At 52.6% G+C, this 14,570-nt stretch carries 14 protein-coding genes; 9 read left to right on the top strand and 5 right to left on the bottom strand.

Translation table 11 applies throughout. The features are described 5' to 3' along the window. Positions 1–39 precede the first annotated feature (39 nt). The 5 genes from hpsN (at position 40) to VB741_RS09815 (ending at position 5,769) form a co-directional block, all read left to right on the top strand. Positions 40–1,068, top strand: a complete 1,029-nt coding sequence (gene hpsN / locus VB741_RS09835) for a hormogonium polysaccharide biosynthesis glycosyltransferase HpsN (protein WP_323364992.1) — start codon at positions 40–42, stop codon at positions 1,066–1,068. Positions 1,069–1,075: 7 nt separating this feature from the next. Then, positions 1,076–2,242 (top strand): hormogonium polysaccharide biosynthesis glycosyltransferase HpsO, encoded by a 1,167-nt coding sequence (hpsO, locus tag VB741_RS09830; protein WP_323364991.1) that lies wholly within the window; start codon positions 1,076–1,078, stop codon positions 2,240–2,242. 494 nt (positions 2,243–2,736) lie between these two features. Beyond that, complete coding sequence (locus tag VB741_RS09825) at positions 2,737–3,651, top strand: zinc-dependent metalloprotease family protein (protein WP_323365010.1); 915 nt, start codon at positions 2,737–2,739, stop codon at positions 3,649–3,651. Between the two features lie 26 nt (positions 3,652–3,677). Beyond that, positions 3,678–4,862: a hormogonium polysaccharide biosynthesis glycosyltransferase HpsP gene (gene hpsP, locus VB741_RS09820; RefSeq protein WP_442786330.1), complete on the top strand. Its 1,185-nt coding sequence runs from the start codon at positions 3,678–3,680 to the stop codon at positions 4,860–4,862. A 214-nt stretch (positions 4,863–5,076) separates the two neighbouring features. Further along, positions 5,077–5,769: a uracil-DNA glycosylase gene (locus tag VB741_RS09815; protein ID WP_323364989.1), complete on the top strand. Its 693-nt coding sequence runs from the start codon at positions 5,077–5,079 to the stop codon at positions 5,767–5,769. A gap of 57 nt (positions 5,770–5,826) precedes the next feature. On the opposite strand, the gene VB741_RS09810 is transcribed toward VB741_RS09815, so the two are convergent. The 3 genes from VB741_RS09810 to tyrS are packed head-to-tail and all read right to left on the bottom strand — an operon-like array spanning position 5,827 to position 8,577. Continuing rightward, a complete protein-coding gene (locus VB741_RS09810; protein WP_323364988.1) occupies positions 5,827–6,618 on the bottom strand; it encodes a hypothetical protein in 792 nt (263 codons plus the stop codon). After that, positions 6,611–7,336 carry an orotidine-5'-phosphate decarboxylase gene (pyrF, locus tag VB741_RS09805; protein ID WP_323364987.1) on the bottom strand — a complete coding sequence of 242 codons (726 nt, stop codon included), beginning with the start codon at positions 7,334–7,336 and terminating at the stop codon, positions 6,611–6,613. The genes VB741_RS09810 and pyrF overlap by 8 nt, the downstream gene beginning before the upstream one ends. After that, complete coding sequence (tyrS, locus tag VB741_RS09800; RefSeq protein ID WP_323364986.1) at positions 7,336–8,577, bottom strand: tyrosine--tRNA ligase; 1,242 nt, start codon at positions 8,575–8,577, stop codon at positions 7,336–7,338. The genes pyrF and tyrS overlap by 1 nt, the downstream gene beginning before the upstream one ends. A 499-nt stretch (positions 8,578–9,076) precedes the next feature. Here tyrS and VB741_RS09795 point away from each other — a divergent pair, with 499 nt between their 5' ends. Then, entirely contained in the window at positions 9,077–10,999 is a 1,923-nt protein-coding gene (locus tag VB741_RS09795) for a transglycosylase domain-containing protein (RefSeq protein WP_323364985.1), read from the top strand. Positions 11,000–11,053: 54 nt separating this feature from the next. Here the strand turns inward: VB741_RS09795 and VB741_RS09790 are convergent, their stop codons facing one another. Then, positions 11,054–11,371, bottom strand: a complete 318-nt coding sequence (locus tag VB741_RS09790; protein ID WP_323364984.1) for a DUF1825 family protein — start codon at positions 11,369–11,371, stop codon at positions 11,054–11,056. A 121-nt stretch (positions 11,372–11,492) separates the two neighbouring features. Beyond that, on the bottom strand, positions 11,493–12,434 hold the full coding sequence (locus VB741_RS09785) for a J domain-containing protein (RefSeq protein ID WP_323364983.1): 942 nt from the start codon (positions 12,432–12,434) through the stop codon (positions 11,493–11,495). A gap of 252 nt (positions 12,435–12,686) precedes the next feature. Here VB741_RS09785 and VB741_RS09780 point away from each other — a divergent pair, with 252 nt between their 5' ends. The 3 genes from VB741_RS09780 (at position 12,687) to VB741_RS09770 (ending at position 14,414) form a co-directional block, all read left to right on the top strand. Next, positions 12,687–13,142, top strand: coding sequence for a hypothetical protein (locus VB741_RS09780; RefSeq protein WP_323364982.1), 456 nt, complete (start codon positions 12,687–12,689; stop codon positions 13,140–13,142). A 241-nt stretch (positions 13,143–13,383) separates the two neighbouring features. Beyond that, positions 13,384–13,962: a ComEA family DNA-binding protein gene (locus tag VB741_RS09775; protein ID WP_323364981.1), complete on the top strand. Its 579-nt coding sequence runs from the start codon at positions 13,384–13,386 to the stop codon at positions 13,960–13,962. 191 nt (positions 13,963–14,153) lie between these two features. Beyond that, positions 14,154–14,414 carry a hypothetical protein gene (locus VB741_RS09770; RefSeq protein WP_323364980.1) on the top strand — a complete coding sequence of 87 codons (261 nt, stop codon included), beginning with the start codon at positions 14,154–14,156 and terminating at the stop codon, positions 14,412–14,414. Positions 14,415–14,570 lie beyond the last annotated feature (156 nt).

The following is a 14,570-nucleotide window of genomic DNA, read 5'->3' as shown; positions in this document are numbered from 1 at the left end:
TTTATGCCATGACCTATGCTTACGACCTATAACTGACCTATGACTATAGAGCCAGACCTGCTAATCTCAGTGGTTATCCCCACCTATGGGCGAGAGGCTGTTCTCTGCAGCACCCTGAAAAATGTTTTAGAACAAACCTATGGCGCTTTCGAAGTGATTATTGTCGATCAGACCAAGCACCATGAACCCGCCACCACAGAGTACCTTAACAGTTTAAAATCCCATCCCCAGGTGGCCCTCTACACCGTTGATTGGGCCAGCCTGCCCGCCGCCCGCAACTATGCCGTCGAACGCTGCCATGGGGACATCATTCTGTTTTTAGACGACGATGTGGAACTGCCCCAGGGCTTTTTGGCCGCCCATGCCCGCAACTATCAGACCCGACCCGACATTGGGGCCGTGGCCGGACGAGTATTTGATCGGATGAAACTGGCGGAGTCCAATGCCGCCAAACGTATTGAAACCCTGCCCCCCGAAGCTATGGACCCCGGCATTGCCTGGTACCACATCGATCTGGTCCACACGGTCAAGCCCCAGGAGGTGCTCACGGCTCGAGGCTGTAATATGTCCTTCCGCCGGGAGGTGTTTGCCACCCATGGTCTGCGGTTTGACGAGCGCTTTCAGGGCAGTGCTGTACGAGAAGAATCGGATTTTTGCCTGCGCTTTCGGCGCACCGGTCTAAAAATTTGGTACGACCCAGAGGCCAACTTGATCCACATTGGCGAAGAGACCGGTGGCTGTCACGACATCAGTACCCGCTCCCTCAAATATCAGCTCACCTTTTACCACAACCATTTTTTGATGGCGTTAAAAAATCTAACGCCCTGGCAGCTGCTCCGACTCTCGGGTCGTTTGTTTGACTGCCACGTCCTCGGCAACCCCCCCTGCAATAAAAGTGGTTCCCCCCTCAAGGTTGCCAGCCGGTTTGGGTTCTATGCCCTAGGTTTTTTACAAGCCTGTGGCACCCTAGTTACCACCTTCAGCGACCGAGTTTATAGCGTACCCGCCCAAACTATGCCTGGGGCCCCGACCCCGGCCGAGCCCCGGCCCAAAGCTGTGACCAATTAACTAGCCAATGAAAGTTTTAGTTGCCAGCCACAGCTACATTGTGGAGCTGAACTGCGAAAAGCTACGGACGTTGGCCCACATGGGCCATGACGTGACGGTGGTGGTGCCCAAGCGGTGGAATCCAGGCGGTGTGCAAAATAAGATTGTTGAACCTGAGCCCCGCCAGGACGGATCTTTTCGGGTGGTCCCCATTGCCAACCTAAGCCAAAACAACCAGGGCTTACTGAGTTTTGGGTGGGAAATTGTCAATTTACTCAAAACCTTCAAACCCGACATTATTCAAGTCGAACAAGGGTCTAAATCCCTGGGCTACGCCGAACTGATCACCTTAAATCGTCTGTTGGGGGGCAAGGCTAAAAATCTCTTCTTTACCTGGTGGAATTTGCCCTACGAGCTCAAATTTCCCCTGTCTTTGCTAGAAAGATATAACCTACGCCATACGGATGGTTTGGTGGTGGGTAACCAGGACGGAGCCGACATCCTAAAACAGCGGGGATACCATGGACCCGTAAGGGTCATGCCCCAACTCGGCGTCGATGAAACCCTATTTCGACCCCAGCCTCAGCCCCAGCTACGTCAACAGTTATCCATCGCTGAAGATGATTTTGTGGTGGGGTTTGTGGGCCGTTTTGTTCCCGAAAAAGGGTTGTTCACCCTATTTAAAGCCCTGGGGACATTGGTCAATCTACCCTGGACCCTCGTATTACTGGGGCGTGGTCCCCTCAAGGACGAACTCCATGCCCAGGCTGTGGACCTAGGAATAGCTGAACGCATCCGTTGGATCGAGAGCGTGCCCCATGATGCGGTCCCCAACTACATTAGTGTGATGGATACCCTGGTGCTGCCCTCCGAAACCACCTACGAATTTAAAACCCTCACCTCCGTGGGGTGGAAAGAACAGTTTGGCCATGTATTAATTGAAGCCATGGCCTGTCAGGTGCCGGTAATTGGCTCCGATTCCGGTGAGATTCCCCATGTGATTGGTCACAGCGGCCTTGTCTTTCCCGAAGGGGACCACAGCGCCCTAGCCGAGCGCATCCAACAGCTGATCCAACAGCCGGAGCAGCAGCAGTCTTTGGCCAAAAAGGGATACGAACGGGCCATGCAGCACTATACCAATCAGGCCCTGGCAACGGAGCTGTTGGGGTTTTATCAAGAGCTGCTGGCGGCTTAGGTTAAGACCATTGCTAAAATTTAGATACGGGTTGCCTTGCATCGGCATCAGAACCTATTGGCAACAATCTTTCTACTGCAAAGTATCGGGTATAAACTTAAGCCGGAAAATCCTGTCTAGGTGGGGAATCATGGGCCAGAAGCCAGTGAGGCCCTGATTCCTGACTTCTGAATACTATCCTTGGGAAAACCTCCCGCTTTGAGTTGGTACCCAAAGTATCGAGTTCATTTACGTGGCCATACCTGCTATTTAAAACAGATTCCCAAAAGAGAGAAATTTTTCTTCTTTCTAAAGGACCCTATTCAACTAAATCAAAAGTTTTGTTACAGCTGTCCTGAAAGATTATTTTTGCTCGCTCGATAATAATCAGCAGAAAGTTGTCTAAACTAAAGCTATTCAACTAAATATATTGAATTTAGCCAGTGGTCATAACAGCAGCCCGTGTCTGGACTTCACGCATAGGTCGAGTTTCGTTAGTAGTCGGTGTTGCCTTGGTGGCATCTGCCTGTGGCGGCGGCGGCGGCGGTGGCGGTGGCGATGGGACCAGCGCCAGCGGCGGCGGGGTAACCGTATCCACCAGTGCCGCTGATCGACTGGTGCTAGAGGTTCAACCCATCCGGGTTTGCGACGATGGGGGCATAGTCTGTGCCCAGGTCGAGTTTTTTGAAACCATTGTCAATAAAATCTGGGACCAGGCGAATATTGAGGTGTCGTTTTTGCCCCTAAATCAGCTCAATGACAGCACTTACCTCACCACCGATGAAGATGAGTTCTCGGATCTATCATTTTCCGGTGGGGCGGGGGCATTTGGTCGCCATCCTGACTCCACCCGTACCCAAGGGCCGATCAATCTTTGGTTTGTGGATGTGCTCCAAACCTCTACAGGATTGATTCAGTTTGGGAATGCTTGGATTGGGTTGAATGGCGTTGTGGTGAGCGATGACATTATTGATTTCAATAATGGAGCCGGCCGGATTGATGTCATTGCCCATGAACTAGGTCACAATTTAGGGCTGCGCCATACCACCTTGGGGGCCGGTGGCCCTGATAATGTGCTCAGTAGTGGTGCGGATAGAGAGGTGCCCGAATCCATCGACGATATTTATCCCGATGGGGATGGGCTATCTCGGCTGACGTCGGCACAAATTGAAAAGGTGCGGGAGAGTGACTTTTTGACCCAGGTTCAGGCGGATGAACTGGTACCGGAGACGGTGCCTGTCACCTCAGCGGATGCCATCCCCCTAGGGTTAATCGGCAGTCCTGCCGTATCCCCTGCTACTACATCCCCCCCACTACTAGCGGCTCGTTCATCTGTACCCACGACCGTACCTGAAGGCTCCCCGTCCCCATTAACTTGGCTGTTGCTATGGCCCCTGGTACAGGGAGTGTATCGTCGAGTTCATCGTTAGGGTTTCCTCCTGCCATGGCTAAGGCCTTGAATATTTTGCAAATCGTGCCTTCTATCTCCCTGGTGTATGGGGGGCCTAGCCAGATGGTGCGGGGCTTGAGTCGGGCGTTGGCTCGGCAGGATGTAACGGTGACGGTATTAACCACCGACTCCAATGGGGATGAAGGACAGGCTCCTTTGGCGGTGCCCCTGAATCAGCCGGTGGAGACCGATGGCTACCACACGATTTATTTTCGCTGTGCGCCGTTTCGACGCTATAAATTTTCCCTGTCCTTGCTGCAATGGCTGCAGCGCCATGGGACTGACTATGACCTGGCCCACATCCATGCCCTGTTTTCTCCGGTGACCAGTGGGGCGGCGACGGTGGCCCGGTGGCAGAAGCTGCCCTATATTTTGCGGCCCCTGGGGACTTTGGACCCAGCGGACTTGGCGAAGAAAAAACAGTTTAAGCAGCTCTATGCAGCCCTCCTGGAGCGGCCCAATATTCAGGGGGCCGCAGCGCTCCATTTCACCAGTGAGCAGGAGGCTAAGGTGTCGGAGCGGTTTGGGGTAAACACGCGGGATATGGTGTTGCCCTTGGGGGTGGTATTGCCAGAGTTTACCTGTGGTGATGCGGAGGCCCAGCAGATGGTGCGGCAGCGCTATGGCATTGCGGATGGTATGCCCATTTTGTTGTTTATGTCCCGAATCGATCCGAAAAAGGGACTGGATTTATTACTCCCGGCCCTACAGGACCTACGGCAGTCCGGTCAGTCGTTTCACTTTATGCTCTGTGGCGGCAATCCCCAGGATCAGGCCTATGTGGATGGCATTGGGCAGCAGATCAAAAACTCGGTGCTGAAGGATTGCACCACGGTCACAGGCTTTGTTACTGGTGACCTGAAGGCAAAGATTTTGCAGGCGGCGGATGTGTTTGTGTTGCCGTCATACTATGAAAATTTTGGCATTGCGGTGGCTGAGGCGATGATGGCGGGTAAGCCGGTGGTGATTTCTGACCAGGTGCATATTTGGCAGGATATTGAAACTAGCCAAAGTGGCTGGGTGACGCGGTGTGATCAGTCGGAGCTGACTGCAAAGCTGACTGAGGCCCTGACGGATGGAGGAGAACGACGGCAGCGGGGAGAGAATGGGCGAGGCTTTGCTCAGGAGAATTATGGGTGGGATGCCATTGCGACGCGCATGATCGATCAATATCGTCAGCTTTTGGGTTAATTCTTAGTTTTAGGGGTACCAACTCAAAGCGGGACGTTTTCCCAAGGATAGTATTCAGGAGTCAGGAGTCAGGAGTCAGGGCCTCACTGGCTTCTGGCTTTTGGCCCCTGATGCCCCACCGAGTCAAGATTTTCCGGATTAAGTTGATACCCCAGCTCTATGTTTTCCCCTTAAACTTATTATCACCGTGTCCTTTGCTACTTGAGCCCCCTTCATGACAGAGCAAATTGGTCTGTTTGGTGACCTGCCTGCCCCCGAGGCCGCCGCCTTGGCCCCCGAAACCTGGGACCAAATTCCCACCAGTGCCAGCGTTCCCATCCCCCCAGGCACTTATGCCGATTTAGACCAGCTGGCCAGCCACTGCAAACAGTGTCAGCGGTGTGACTTGGCCCGCGGGCGCACCAACGTCGTCGTCAGTCGGGGTAGCGCTGCCGCCTCGGTAATGATCATTGGCGAAGGACCGGGCCAAAGTGAAGATGAACAGGGTCTGCCCTTTGTCGGCAAGTCGGGGCAGCTGCTGGAGAAAATTTTGGCCTCCGTGCGATTGGACACGGAAAATGACGTTTACATTTGCAATGTGGTGAAATGCCGTCCCCCTGGAAACCGTGCGCCCACATCGGGGGAAATCGCCGCCTGTGTTCCCTATTTAAAAGAACAGGTGCGTCTAGTGGACCCGAAAATTATTCTCCTGACAGGGGGGACCGCCCTGAAGGGACTATTGGGTATTACTCAGGGCATTACCAAAGTGCGGGGCAATTGGATGGAATGGGAAGGGCGGCACTGCATGGCTATCTTCCACCCGGCCTATTTACTGCGCAATCCATCTAAGGAAAAAGGAAAGCCCAAGTGGCTTATGTGGCAAGATATTCAGGCTATTCGTAAGAAATTAGATGAGCTGAGTACTTAGGTTAAGGGATTGTGGTTAATGCGCTATGTAAGACGGTTGAGTCTCGCGCGAATTTGCTTACTCAGGAAAAATCGCGTTGGCTCTGCAATCCACCAGCCACCGCTGCACCGCCTGACCCACACTGCCCTGGCTGCTATCGCGGGGCGGAATCTGCGCTCCATTTTCAGCCTCGATGGCAGAAAACATAAATACCATCTCCCAACCATCTTCACTAGGGGCCAAAAACAACCAGTGGAAGTGGCTGATGGAGGAGGCATTTAAACCTGAATATTGTCGTTCGAGGGTGGTGAAAAATAACTGTTTCAAGGGTTGGCCAACCTCTGGATCGGTGGTGTAAACCCGGTCAGTAATGTCGAGGGGCACTTTTTCGGGCTGGCTGGCTGTAATTACATAGGCGGGCCGATAACCAGTGGGAATGTCGGCGACGCTGCTTTGGAGAATGCGATTGGTATAGCTGGGGATGTCTCTCAGCAGTAGGGTGGAGAGAGTGTTGAAGTCCTCGGTACAGGCAGTTTGGGGACGAATAAAGGTGGGGGCACCGTCAGAGGTGGAAGAGTTTTCAGGGAGAGACGGAGCTGGGTCTGGGGTAACAGGAGACTCTGGAATGGATGGAATGGCGGGAGGAGCGGGGGGAGCCGGGGGGAGTTGGGGTGGTAGGGGAGGAAGTTGGGCCAGGCTGGGAGCATATCCTAGGGAGAGACTGAGGGTAGTTCCTAGGGTCAGACCGAAGACGTGGCCTAAAGTTGACCTGAGGGTATGGCTCAGGGTAAGACTTAAGCGTTTTCTCGACAAAACTAGGTCGGTGGAAGGTTCCCCTATCCCCCCACGTCTGGCACGCTGGTTAACCATGGGTAATTTCATCGCAGATCTGTTGAAATGCGGCGGCGGGGTCGGCGGTCTGGGTAATGGGACGACCAATGACGAGATAGCTAGCTCCGGCTTTGATCGCCTGGGCTGGGGTCATGGACCGCTGCTGGTCGCCCTTAGCAGAGCCTGCGGGTCTAACGCCGGGACAGACCAGTAGAAAGTCATCGCCACAAACCCGGCGGAGGGTTTCGGCTTCTTGGGGCGAGCAGACAATGCCGCCGAGGCCGCTGTCCTGGGCTAGTAGACCCATTTGCAGGGCGTAGTCCGTTAGCTCCAGGGAGACTTTGAGTTCAAAGGCTAGGGCACGGGGGTTAATGCTGGTGAGCAGGGTGACGGCGATCAGGTTGGGGGGCGCACAACCGGTGGCGGCGGCCCCTTCCAGGGCGGCGGATTGGGCGGACTGGAGGGCGGCTTTCCCGGCCGGGGCATGGACGGTAATTAGATCCACACCGTAGCGGCCTGCGGCGCGGCAGGCTCCGGCCATGGTGTTGGGAATATCGTGGAACTTGAGGTCTAGAAAGATCCGCTTTTGGCGCTGTTTGAGTACTTGCAGAATGCTAGGCCCAGCACTGACAAATAGCTCTAGGCCCACTTTCCAGAAGGTGACGGCGGGGAGGGTATCGAGGAGTGCGATCGCATCCTCCACCGTGGGCACATCCAACGGCACAATAATCCGCTCGGCCGCTATTTGCTCAAACATTAGGCCACCAACCTGACAAACTTCTTCTTACCCACCTGCAACACTTTACCCACCAGCTCATCAGGGCTACTAAATTCCACATTGGGGTCGCTCACCTTCTGCCCATCCAGTTTTACGGCCCCCCCCTGAATCTGACGGCGAGCATCGCTGCTGGTGCTGCACAGGGGGGTAGCCCCCAATAAATAGAACACCTTGGCCGGGAAGTTCACCGCCTCCAGGGAAAACTCAGGCACCGCCTCCGCCTCACCGGAGCCCCCCTGCACCAAATTAATCGCATCCTTTTGGGCCTGCTGGGCCACCGCTTCGCCATGGTACTGGGTCGTCACATCCAAGGCCAGCAGCTTTTGGGCCTCCCGAGGATTCTCTGGCAGACTATCCAGCGAGCGCTTGGTGAGCAGCTCAAAATAGTTGGCAATCTGATCGTCCGGTACCTTTTCCAGTTTGGAATACATGGACAGGGGATCTTCCTGGAGCCCCACATAGTTACCCAGAGACTTGGACATTTTCTGACTGCCATCGGTCCCCAATAACAGGGGCAGCAGCATGCAAAACTGGGGCGTCAGACCAAAATGACGCAGCAGATCCCGGCCCACCGCCACATTAAACTTTTGGTCCATGCCCCCCAGCTCCACATCGGCCTGCAGGGCCACCGAGTCATAGCCCTGCAACAGGGGATATAGAAACTCGTGGAGATACACCGGATTTCCCTGGTCATATCGTTTGGCAAAGCCTTCCTTGGCCAGCATTTGCCCCACCGTCATGGTGCCCAGCAGTTCCAGAATCTTGCCCAGATCCAGATCCGATAGCCATTCTGAGTTGTAGCGAATTTCTAACCGGCCGGGGGTATCAAAATCCAGGATGGGCTTTACCTGCTCAATATAGGTTTCGGCATTGGCCTTCACCTCCGCCTCCGTCAGCTGCTTGCGCACTTCTGATTTGCCCGTGGGGTCCCCAATGCGGGCGGTAAAGTCGCCAATCAGCAGGATCGCCGTATGGCCCGCATCCTGAAATGTTCGCAGCTTTTGCACCGGAATGCTATGGCCCAAATGAATTTCAGCCCCCGTTGGATCAATCCCCAGTTTTATCCGGAGGGGTCGCTCGGTTTGCTGTAGTTTTGCCAGCAAACTTTCATTGGGATCACTCGACCCAGGCTGGTGGGGAAATACTTCACTGATGCCGCGATAGATCCCTGCAAATTCCTCAGGGATGGCGGGTATGACAAACTCAGAAGCCTCGGTCATGGTGGGTTGCTGTAAAAATGCGCGGTGTTAGAACAATTGAAATGAAGGTTGACAAGTCCGTGAAAAGGCCTAAATTTTTCAATTCGCCTGGACATTGGGCCGCGATCCACTATAGTAGCGAATAAATAATTTCCCTTAAACGGGAACGACTAGCGGGTGCTACGTATCAAGTACCTATCCAGGGCTAGAACAACCTATTCAACCAAGCTGTTTTAGATCATAGGTTCGTCAATAGTCCATAGGCTTGCCGCAAATCATTCTACTGGTCCGATGGATCCGCTGAAACATTTCTCAGGAGGGGCTGGAATGATGACCATTTTTAGCACCATCCCGGGTAGTCTTAATCACTCTCTTAAACGGGTGTTCATATCCAGTCATATCGTTTTTTCGTAGAGAAAACTTAAATATTTCAATTTGGATGTGATTTTGCATCTTTTAACGGCCATGACCCTTATAATTTATGGCCTGCCGTATATTTCCGTAAGGATGTAGCGTATCTGTGGCATTTAATACTATCCGTCAAACTCGAGTTCCTCTACAGTTCGCCGGTGAACCCAAACTGATTAAGCACATCCAAGATGTGCTCCAGATCAGTGGGGCCACCCTATTGACGGCGACAATGCTCTGTAGCGCGGTGGCGGCAGGCGGGCTGGTGGGCCTGGCCATTAGTTTTCGTAATTTGCCAGATGTGCGATCGCTACGAAACTACATTCCCACCGAAACCAGCTATGTCTACGACATGGATGGCACCCTTCTAGACAGTCTGCACGATGAGGCCAATCGAGAAGTTGTCGATCTCAATGAAATCTCTCCCCACCTCAAGCGAGCGGTACTGGCCGTTGAGGACAGTAATTTCTATACCCACAGCGGGATTAATCCGGTGGGTATTGGCCGAGCCTTTTTAGCCAATATGCAAGCGGGGGGGACTACCCAGGGGGGGTCCACCATCACCATGCAGCTGATTAAGAACCTATTTTTATCACCCCAGCAGGCGATCAGTCGGAAGATGGCTGAAGTGGTTCTGTCCCTGCGATTGGAACAGATTTTCGAGAAAAACGAAATCCTCGAAATGTATCTCAACCAGGTGTACTGGGGCCACAACACCTATGGTGCCGAAACTGCGGCCCAGAGCTACTTTAATAAGTCCTCCAAGGATTTAGACCTGGCGGAAGCATCGCTGATGGCGGGGTTAATTAAAGCCCCAGAAAGCTATAGCCCCTTTGTTGACTACCAGGGAGCTAAGCGAGAGCAGGCTTTGGTCCTAGATCGCATGAGTAAATTGCGCTGGATTACGCCAGCCGAAGCCGATGCGGCCAAAAAGCAACCTTTACGCCTAGGCAAAATCACCTCCTTTAACTCTAGTGAGGCCCCCTACGTCACCGAGGCCGTCGTCCAAGAACTCCAAGAACAGTTTGGCCAGGAAGCGGTGGTCAAGGGGGGAATGCGGGTGCAGACCACCATTGATATTAAACTGCAAAATTTGGCCAAACAGACGGTCAAATCGGCCTATGTCAATCAGTTTGGCAGTGGTGCGGTGGCCGACCAAATTGCCCTAGTCGCCATTGACCCCCGCACCCACTTTGTAAAGGCCATTGTCGGTGGCATAGACCACGAAAGCAGCCAGTTTAACCGAGCTGTGCAGGCCCAACGTCAGCCGGGATCATCGTTTAAACCTTTTGTATACTATGCGGCGTTTGCCTCGGGTCGGTATACCCCCGACAGTATTGTGAGCGACACACCGGTCACCTATCCGGATGGGTCCGGCTACTACTCCCCCAAAAACTACGGCGGTTCCTTCATGGGCAGCATGCCCATCCGACGAGCGTTGGAACTTTCCCTCAATATTCCGGCGGTGAAGCTGGGTCAGTCCGTGGGCATTTCTCGGGTGATTGATGTAGCCCGCACCCTGGGTATCGAAAGCCCCATGGACCCGGTCATTTCTCTACCCCTGGGCTCCGTGGACCTCACCCCAATGGAAATGGCCGGAGCCTATGCCACCTTTGCCAACAATGGCTGGCACTCTGACCCTACCCTAATTGCCCAGGTCACCGACAGCGATGGCAATGTGCTGCTGGACAATACGCCTAAGCCCCAGCTGGTGCTGGATCCTTGGGCAACGGCGGCCCTGACCGATGTATTGCAGGGAGTACTTGAGCGAGGAACGGCGACCAATGCCCGCATTGGTCGACCGGCGGCGGGTAAAACGGGCACCACCGACTCCCAGCGCGATGTCTGGTTTGTGGGTTACGTGCCCCAGCTATCGGTTGCTGTGTGGGTGGGCAATGACGACTATAGCCCTATGGGTCGGAATGCAACAGGGGGAAGCTATGCGGCTCCCATTTGGCGGGATTATATGATCCAAGCGTTGCGTGATGAGCCGGTGCAAAATTTCCGTCGGCCATCGGAGTTTATTCGGCCGTAGGGTGGGCAATGGGTGTCCCCGGATTCCTGTCTGAATATTGGGTGTTGCCCCACCCTATTCTTTAATTTCGGCTTTCATGCGCTCGAGGGTTATCTGCATTTGCTCAAACATTTTCTGGGGCGTCATACCAAATTGGCCCAGGTGGGTTTTAAGCTGCTCCATGGTGAGCTGCGCAGTAAAATCTTCGGATAGTTCGAATCGTTTCATGAACACACGATATCGATCCATGATGCCTTCCATCTGCTCTATATAGAGCTTTTTGCCATCGCGATCAAACTTACCGTAGTTACTCCCCAACTGCATGAGGTTTTGGTAATCCTGAAAGAGACTCGTGGCTTCTTGTTGAACGATCTCTGAATCAAAAAAGCTCATGCTCATACTCCTGGGACATAATTTCGTTGGCTATGCGCTATCAGTCAGCGGCTAGACCGGTTACTCTTTATAGATTAAAACTTCCCTTCAGTATACGAAAAGACGAGATATCCCTACCTGGCTAGCGGCGTAATAGCCGTTGCAACCAAGATCGTTCCGATGATGGTTTTGGCTCAGCAGGTGGAGCTACTGGTGTAGCCGCCTTCCGTTTCTCAGCAATTCGCGTTTCTAGCACCTGACTGTACTTAAGGGCTACAGAATGATTGGGATTTAGTTCCAATACTCGTTTGAGGTGAACGCGGGCCACGCCATAGGACTTTTTCATCAAATAGGCCTGCCCCAACATGGAATGGAGTTCTATGCCATTGGGGGCAATTTTCAGCGCTTCCCGCAGTTCTTTAATGGCTAAATCGTAGTTCCCCTGGTTCAGATAGGTGCGGGCCCGAATGCCGTATTTTTCGGCATAGTTGATTACTGGGGGTTCCGGGTTGGCGGCTTCGGGGGGAGTTGTTGTGGCTGTTGCTTTGACAGCAGGATCAACCGCTACCAAACCAGTGCGTTTGGGCCGAATGGGTTGGCTGATTTTACGGTGTAGAAACGCCAGATTCAGCTGGCTAAGCCCCGATAAAACCGCAGCAAACTCCTCTGTTGAGTCAAATTGCTTCGCAATCAGCTGGTTAACCGTATTTTCATAAAAGACCTCAACTTCAGCTTCTGGAATGCGCAACAGCTGCTGGGCACTTTCAAAAGACGGTTTGAGCTTGCCCTGGCGGTCCAATTGCCTGACGCGAAATCGCATATTTGCCAACGATTCAGATCGGCTTTTCTCCTGTTTGAGTCGTTGATAGGAGGGGTTGATCACCCTGGCAATCAGCTGTTCGGAGGCTTCGCTAATCAGAGCATTGCTACCAATTTGTACGTCAGGATGAAGAAGCTTGGCAATCTGGTGATAGCGCTTCAGAATACGACGATCTTCAGCATTTAGAGAAAGACCCAATGCAGCGTAAGGATCTTTTTCTGCAGCTGTGATCCATTCATCTTGAAATGGGTTGGCGTTGGTCATGCAAGGGTTAGCTCAGAATTGGTTCAAACACCATTCATAAACAATTTAACAAGGGTAGATTCCGGCGATTGTAGACGGGAAAACTTATATTGGGGAAGGGTAACTGCTGGAACTTTGAACATTCGACAAGGCATCACTCTGATTCTAACTGTTTCCTAACTGTTTCAGTGAAGCCCTGGACATTGGCTGTATTACGGATTAATTAATAGATTTGGATATGATGGACCCCATGCTCAAATCCTAGCGCCACTGATGGATGTTCCCCGGACTAATCTTGAAAGAAATATCATCGTTAAAGCTGCCTTAGCATTTTTAGGCGCATTCCAGCCTACACCGATACCGCTAGCTGGCATCCATAAATTTTATGCCGGCCAGTATGGCTGGGGACTGGTTTATGTCCTCTTAGGGGTTACCCCATTGCCGCGCATAGCCTGTGCGGCAGAAGGTATGTGGTACCTGGGTGGCCCCCTGATCAAAAACCTGGGGGCAAACATCGGTGCCTTGTCATCAAAACCGTTGACGACATCGTGGATGACACCGTTCCCTCCACTCTTTACCCCAGAAACCTTGACTGGCCCTAACCTGGGTGAAACCGTTGATGCGGTGGCTAGCGGTCTGCGGGAAATTGAACAGCTACGGCAGGAAGGTTTGCTTTCTGAGCATGAGTTTGAACAAAAACGACGTCAGTTGTTAGAGCAAATGCCTTAGTGATAAGGTCCCTGAGAAATACGGTCAAAGATTAGGTTTTTGGGATGGGGGCCCTGAGAAATACGGTCAAAGACTAGGTTTTTGAGATGGGGGCCCTGAGGGATCTAGTCAAAAACTAGTTTTTGGGGATGATGGCATCCCTAGGGGATATGGATTAGTTTTTTGGATAATGCGGTAAGTGGATAGGAGTCAGGAGTCAGGGGTCAGGAGTCAGGAGTCAGGGGTGAATAGAAAAGGATCAATGGCCAGCAGTGGGGAATCATTACGGCGGTTTGTGGTGAGGCAGGCGCTACGCAGTTTAGAGGCCCTTGAAAGAGGTTTAAATCCGCTGAAGCAGAGACTGGTGGAGGATAGCTACTACCGATTTCGCTCAGTTGAGGAAGTTAGGCTGGGGGTGAAGTTTGGGGTCCGCATTGATGCTAATCGAGCCACTATTGATGACTGGCTGCGGCTACCGGGTATTTCGATTCACCAGGCGAGGACCTTGGTGGAACTCGGTCGGTCGGGTACTCCCCTTACCTGTTGGGATGATGTGGCGGCGGCTACGGGGATTGGTTTAGGTTACCTGCAGGGACTGGGAGAAATCGTCCAATTTTATTATTATGATCCCGACAGTGGGGTGACTCCTAGGCAACTGAATGTGAATCGGGTGAGTGCGGAGGAGTTGGCGACAATTCCTGCGGTTGAACCGGCGTTAGCAGAGCGTTTGGTTTACGACCGTCAAAGATTTGGTCCCTATAAAGACTGGCTCGATCTCAAGCGTCGGCTACGGCTAACGCCCCAAATGATTACGGCGTTGTTGCATTACCTTCGATTTTGAGGTGGGTCATCATGGGAAACCCATCGGTCTAATTCGGCTCAGACCGGTGATAGTTATATGAATTACGGGTGATGGTGCTCACACTAGAGCTGTAAAAGGCAAAGTTTACTTAAGTATCTGCAAGATCTGTGGAAATCTTCAGGGTTTATCCATGGAATTGAGTAGTTTGAGATAAGTACAGAGCCGGTACCATGCAGAGAAGCAAGAAACTCAGAGAGACTATCCACCGAGGTATTACTGCTATTGCTATGACCTTGGCGATCGCAACTCTTAACTCGACCATGGCATTGGATGGTGGGATTGGTCGTGAGACTGTTTTAGGAAATCCGATGCAGACGGTTTTCAAGTTGTCAGTACCCAATGTTCAAATCACCCAGAACGGACAGGATTCTCGGGAAAGTTTGCCCATCATTCTGCTGAGTTCCCAAGACCGTTCCCAGGGCCACCCGTAAACAGCTGAGACTTATTACTTTCTGGACAGTGACAAGTTTCTGTTTTGCTTCTGCCCCGTTCTCAAGCGGCTAAATCAGGTGGGTCAAGGGTTTTAGACATCTCAGTTTTATTAGCCAGTAATTTAGTCAAAAGTAGAGTGGGTCTACTTTTCGATA

It is taken from the genome of Leptothoe sp. PORK10 BA2 (genome assembly GCF_034932105.1).
GTDB lineage: Bacteria > Cyanobacteriota > Cyanobacteriia > Phormidesmidales > Phormidesmidaceae > Leptothoe.
Note: the sequence above shows the minus strand (reverse complement) of the source record. Positions and strands in the feature narration are given on the sequence as shown.

Excerpts from the sequence above, each read along its gene's own strand:
- hpsN (WP_323364992.1), top strand. The coding sequence starts at position 40 with ATGACTATAGAGCCAGACCTGCTAATCTCAGTGGTTATCCCCACCTAT.
- VB741_RS09770 (WP_323364980.1), top strand. The coding sequence starts at position 14,154 with ATGCAGAGAAGCAAGAAACTCAGAGAGACTATCCACCGAGGTATTACT.
- VB741_RS09785 (WP_323364983.1), bottom strand. The coding sequence starts at position 12,434 with ATGACCAACGCCAACCCATTTCAAGATGAATGGATCACAGCTGCAGAA.
- VB741_RS09815 (WP_323364989.1), top strand. The coding sequence starts at position 5,077 with ATGACAGAGCAAATTGGTCTGTTTGGTGACCTGCCTGCCCCCGAGGCC.
- VB741_RS09810 (WP_323364988.1), bottom strand. The coding sequence starts at position 6,618 with ATGGTTAACCAGCGTGCCAGACGTGGGGGGATAGGGGAACCTTCCACC.
- VB741_RS09780 (WP_323364982.1), top strand. The coding sequence starts at position 12,687 with ATGGATGTTCCCCGGACTAATCTTGAAAGAAATATCATCGTTAAAGCT.
- pyrF (WP_323364987.1), bottom strand. The coding sequence starts at position 7,336 with ATGTTTGAGCAAATAGCGGCCGAGCGGATTATTGTGCCGTTGGATGTG.
- hpsO (WP_323364991.1), top strand. The coding sequence starts at position 1,076 with ATGAAAGTTTTAGTTGCCAGCCACAGCTACATTGTGGAGCTGAACTGC.
- tyrS (WP_323364986.1), bottom strand. The coding sequence starts at position 8,577 with ATGACCGAGGCTTCTGAGTTTGTCATACCCGCCATCCCTGAGGAATTT.
- VB741_RS09775 (WP_323364981.1), top strand. The coding sequence starts at position 13,384 with ATGGCCAGCAGTGGGGAATCATTACGGCGGTTTGTGGTGAGGCAGGCG.
- VB741_RS09790 (WP_323364984.1), bottom strand. The coding sequence starts at position 11,371 with ATGAGCTTTTTTGATTCAGAGATCGTTCAACAAGAAGCCACGAGTCTC.